Here is a 4581-nt window from a genome sequence, read left to right as displayed (position 1 = left end):
GGGTAATCGATTTTCGTGAGGGTTTCCCAAAGTTAATGAGGGTCAGTCGTGAGGGGCTGGCCCTTTTTTTAGTGGAGTTCGTGAGGGTTATTCGTGAGGGGCGTTCGTGAGGGTCATTCATGAGGGGCAAACTTGAGGGTCTGGAGTTATGATTCCAGACCCTCTAATAAGTTACAGTAAAATAGGATAATCAATTCCATGTTCATCAAGGATTGCCTGCAGCTCCAGGATGTAGTTGTATTGCTTTTCTATCTCTATCCAGTTGCCATGGCAAAGTGAGTCTGCTTCTTCTATCTCCTGAAGCATTATCTGATAATCCTCCCATTTGATACATTTATGGTCTTTACTGAAAGCACAATAATCAAGCATTTGTTAGTCCTCCTAAAATTCATCTTCTTCAAAGTAAACGACAGGGTTATAATCCGATACTCCGTTAAGTATAGGAGCGGATCTGGTTGAATACAGAAACCTATTGCGGAAGTGTTCAAAGTTTCTGAAGCCTCTGCCCATGCGCTTCAGATCCTTTATTTTCCTGTTTATTGATTCAATAGGACCGTTGGAAAGCCTGCTGTCATAGATTTTTCCATTTCCCATTTTTTCAACCATTATGAAAGAATTGATTATGGGATCTTCAAATTTTTCAAGAAGTGAGGCAAAATCGCGGAATATATCATGCCGGGAACTTCTGTATTCTTTTATCAGCACAGCTATTTCCAGTCTTGCTGAATGAGGATTGCCGCTGTTGCGTGAATTGAACTGCACATACTTTTCTTTAAGATCCCTGAATTCTTGAAGGTTGGGATCTATTCTGAATAGAGCGTCTTCATAATCAAATGTGTTCATAAGCCTGTGGAAATGTGGATCCATACGAAGATCATGATGGTAACGGATATTTGATAGATTGGACAGGATTAACCACCGGTACTTCTGCAGAATGTATACCTCGTCAGAGACCGGAAGAGAGACTGGTTCATGACGTTCAATAGAAAGCTTGTCCTGAAGTTCGCGGTCACGCTGACGGTACTTCTTTATCAGCTGACGGATATAATTGTCTATCAGGCGGGTTATCCATTGAATCACATGAAAGGAATCCACAACAGGGATTGCATTGGGGAAATATTTCTCTACATAGGCGATATATGGCTTGTACATGTCAGAGATCAGATATTTTACAGCTAATCGTTCTTCTATCGGAATTGCTGAAAAATAGGGCTCAGTGACATCGTTTCTTCTGCTGCGTAGCAGGTCGATTGGATCTCCAGTATGGAAGTCCTGTATGACCAGGGCATACTTGCAGTGTTCATCCATATCTATGCAGACTTCATCAATGGAGACAGCATCTGTCAGCGGCAGACGGTCAAGCTTCACATATCTGTCGAAGACTTCGTGAGCATGAGAATCTGAAACATGAAATTTCCTGGCAATAGAGACGGATGTTTCCATAAGATCTCTGTAGGCGCTAACAATCAACATATCTGTAGCGTTTGAAGTACGGCGGCGTTTGTTAACGAACTTGAAGTTTTCACTGATGTCATAAAGGCATTCAGGATTTGTACAGCGCCATCTTCTTTGTTTCAGAATAATTACAAGTGAGTAGCTATCCTGAAGAATAGGATGATTGACCTTTCGTTTTTTGACACCTCTTGAATACATCCTGTAGCCACAGTTAGGGCAATAATGAGCTACGGGCTTTGTTTCAATGGTGAGAGTTTTAGTGTGACCTTGAATCTGGGTTCCTGTGATACAGAGGTCGCCATCTTCAAGGTCTAATAAATCTGTGATACTATTCATGTATCCTCCTTCTTTGATGTATTTTCCGCAAAAAGTATCATACGAGAAGGGAGAAAGAAGGACAATGATCCTTCAAAAAAGAAACAGGATTAACCAACAAACACGTTGATGATCAATCCTGTTTCTTATTTTTTTAGGTAAAACCCTCACGAATAACCCTCAAACCAGCCCCTCAAGTTTGCCCCTCACGAGCAACCCTCATAAAAGACCCTCACGAAGGTAGCCCCTCACGAAAATCGATTACCCCTTTTATTTGCACAAATAGTAGTGTAGCTACAATGGCAAAGAATAATCGAAAACTAATTATGATTGCACTTCTTAATGTGGGATTACCTTTCCACCAGCTATGGACAAACACATACTGGACATAACCGCCGATGGCTACCATCTCAACAGAATGAATGCAAAGAAAATATAATGAATTTCGACCGATTTTTCTTATAAATGTAGATAAAAAAACATTGAACCGGTTTAAAAGTAAAAAAACATAAATGATTAGAAAACCTATAATTGCATTAGCAATTATGGAAATAGGTCCCAAAGGATATAGGTCATTTGCCATATCAAAATATGACGTTATATTTACAGATATCAAGTAAGGAATAATAATAAGTATTCCAATGAAAAGCTTTTTGATAGTGAAAGATATTAGTAATTTGTTTTTCTTTACATAGTATCCCAATCCCAAAAAGAAAACGGATATAAATCCCTGTGAAATGCACCATGGAAGAGGAATGGTAAAACTAAGCAACCAGCCAATACATGATACAAATAATGATATAAGAAGGAGTTTTTTTTCTTCGTAACGGTTTGCAAGAAAGTTAAAAACAATTGTTGCTATGATCAATGCAAGTAAGAACCAGGTTGGGCCACAGCAAATGATTCTAAAATTTAATAAATATCTATCCTTGGGCAGACCCAAAAGTGCGCCTAAAAAGATACTTGCAGTCTGCTTAATGGATGAGCGCAATCCGCCGTATAAGAATAGATAACTAAAAAAGTGTATTATTATAGCAATGGCCATTGTAATAATATAAGGCTGTAAAAGAGAGCGGTATTGCCTGGTGATGCACTTGGTGTTAGTAGTTTTTCTAAAGCCATATCCGCTTATGATTAGTAATGCAGGCATAGAAGCCTGACCTACAATCATATAGATGAATGTTAAGAAAAGTACAAATATGTTGACATTAGAAAATAACTCATTCATGGAATGGTATTTTTCTAAAAATGGAATTAAACCTTCTGTATGTGATACCACAACCAAAATCATAATGATTCCTTTAAGAAGGTCAAACATACCCAGAGTGTTTTTGATTTCAAATCTTTTATTCTTCATAAATACATAATTTCCTTTATTGTTTATTTAATGCTATTTTTATTGAACTACTCTACCAGGAGTACAGAATATACTTCCTTTAAATTTTTTTCTAAATCAAATTCACTTATGTTAAATAGAGCATTCTTGGTCCTTGATGGAGTGATCTCTTTGACGGAAATATACGATTGAGTAATATTGTGATGATATAATGCTGTAGCAATATTATCACCTGCGAAATCCGCCAGTGGCCAATTGTATATGACATCATATGCCGGAACAACAAGAGTTAATTCTGTAGCTCCGGATTCTTCTGCATCATGAAATTGACTTATTATATCATTTATAAGAGCTTCGCATTGTTTATATGATGCATTTGAGTTGTTATATGAATAAAAAACTTTTCCGGGATGGATTAGTAAAAGCACAGTTGTTCCGGCCAAAATATAAACCAGCCGAAAATAATTACGGTTTTTGCGTATTAGTTCATTAAATGCTGCTATAAGACATATGAAAAGAAAGAATAAAATATCTATTACAATTTCGGCTCGATATATATAGTAGGGTTCTGCTGTCGCACTAAGTACCAGAAGGTATATAATGGTGAATAAAAAGTATAAAACACATTTCGCGATTACATTATCGAAACGTCCACATTTTCTTATCCATAGAAATCCAATGACTATACCCAAAATAGTAATAAAAACATTTATGGATACAAAATTAATTAGTGCAAACACAAATGTTGAGGAAATATTGGTTAAGGTACTTTTTCCTATATCATCAGCTCTGCCACCGGTTGTTTCAATGATGTTAGAAAGAAACCAGAATAGAATAATAAAAAGACTTATGGCGTTATTGGAACAGTATTCTTTAAGATCAAATGTTTTTCCGGTTACTGAGGAAAATAGCTGCGATACAAGTTCAGCACCTATATATGCGGCAAGTATTACAGATGAAAATAAGTTAGAGAAAATAGCAAAATAAAGCCATATTACAAGAATGGCTTTTTTATATATAGGACTTTTGGTGAATAGAGTTTTTATTCCACCATATGAAATGGAATGAATAACAAACGAAGCACATAAAATTGCAGATAAGGTATAGTTATAAAAGCATGTAAGGTCTTGTGACCATAACAAGAAAATATTGTTATTTCCATCATGAATATAGGTGACAAACTATTAGTAGTCAATAGGTTTTAGAGAAATTTTTGAAATTATTGGCGGGAGGGTAACTTTAATAAACCATCTGAATACATCGTATTTCAGATGGTAACCGGATTCGATGCTATTCGTGATTAGCGTAGTTTTTGAGAATTGAAGTCTATGTCCTGTTTTTCTAAAGCAAAGATTACTCGGATGAGTTTCTTCGCAACGTGGGTTATAGCTACCCTATGTGGTTTGCCTTCATGACGTTTCTTGGCATAATAAGTTGCAAAAGTCATATCGAAACGAATTAAAGGAATACAGCAG

At 36.4% G+C, this 4581-nt stretch carries 5 protein-coding genes; 1 reads left to right on the top strand and 4 read right to left on the bottom strand.

Annotated features, from left to right (window positions below):
* Positions 1-171 precede the first annotated feature (171 nt).
* From G596_RS0120010 to G596_RS25130, 4 genes are all read right to left on the bottom strand, one after another.
* Positions 172-369, bottom strand: a complete 198-nt coding sequence (locus G596_RS0120010) for a mobility-associated LCxxNW protein (protein WP_022760460.1) — start codon at positions 367-369, stop codon at positions 172-174.
* A gap of 12 nt (positions 370-381) precedes the next feature.
* The gene (locus tag G596_RS23200; RefSeq protein WP_022760461.1) at positions 382-1791 is read right to left on the bottom strand and encodes an ISL3 family transposase; all 1410 of its coding nucleotides are present in this window, start codon (positions 1789-1791) and stop codon (positions 382-384) included.
* A gap of 211 nt (positions 1792-2002) precedes the next feature.
* Positions 2003-3127 carry an acyltransferase family protein gene (locus G596_RS0120000; protein ID WP_022763564.1) on the bottom strand — a complete coding sequence of 375 codons (1125 nt, stop codon included), beginning with the start codon at positions 3125-3127 and terminating at the stop codon, positions 2003-2005.
* Between the two features lie 47 nt (positions 3128-3174).
* The gene (locus G596_RS25130) at positions 3175-3549 is read right to left on the bottom strand and encodes a hypothetical protein (RefSeq protein ID WP_155829386.1); all 375 of its coding nucleotides are present in this window, start codon (positions 3547-3549) and stop codon (positions 3175-3177) included.
* A gap of 268 nt (positions 3550-3817) precedes the next feature.
* On the opposite strand from G596_RS25130, the gene G596_RS25125 reads away from it, so the two are divergent.
* Positions 3818-4093 (top strand): hypothetical protein, encoded by a 276-nt coding sequence (locus G596_RS25125; protein WP_155829384.1) that lies wholly within the window; start codon positions 3818-3820, stop codon positions 4091-4093.
* Positions 4094-4581 lie beyond the last annotated feature (488 nt).

The organism is Butyrivibrio sp. AD3002, assembly GCF_000420905.1.
Taxonomy (GTDB): Bacteria; Bacillota; Clostridia; order Lachnospirales; family Lachnospiraceae; genus Butyrivibrio.
Note: the sequence above shows the minus strand (reverse complement) of the source record. Positions and strands in the feature narration are given on the sequence as shown.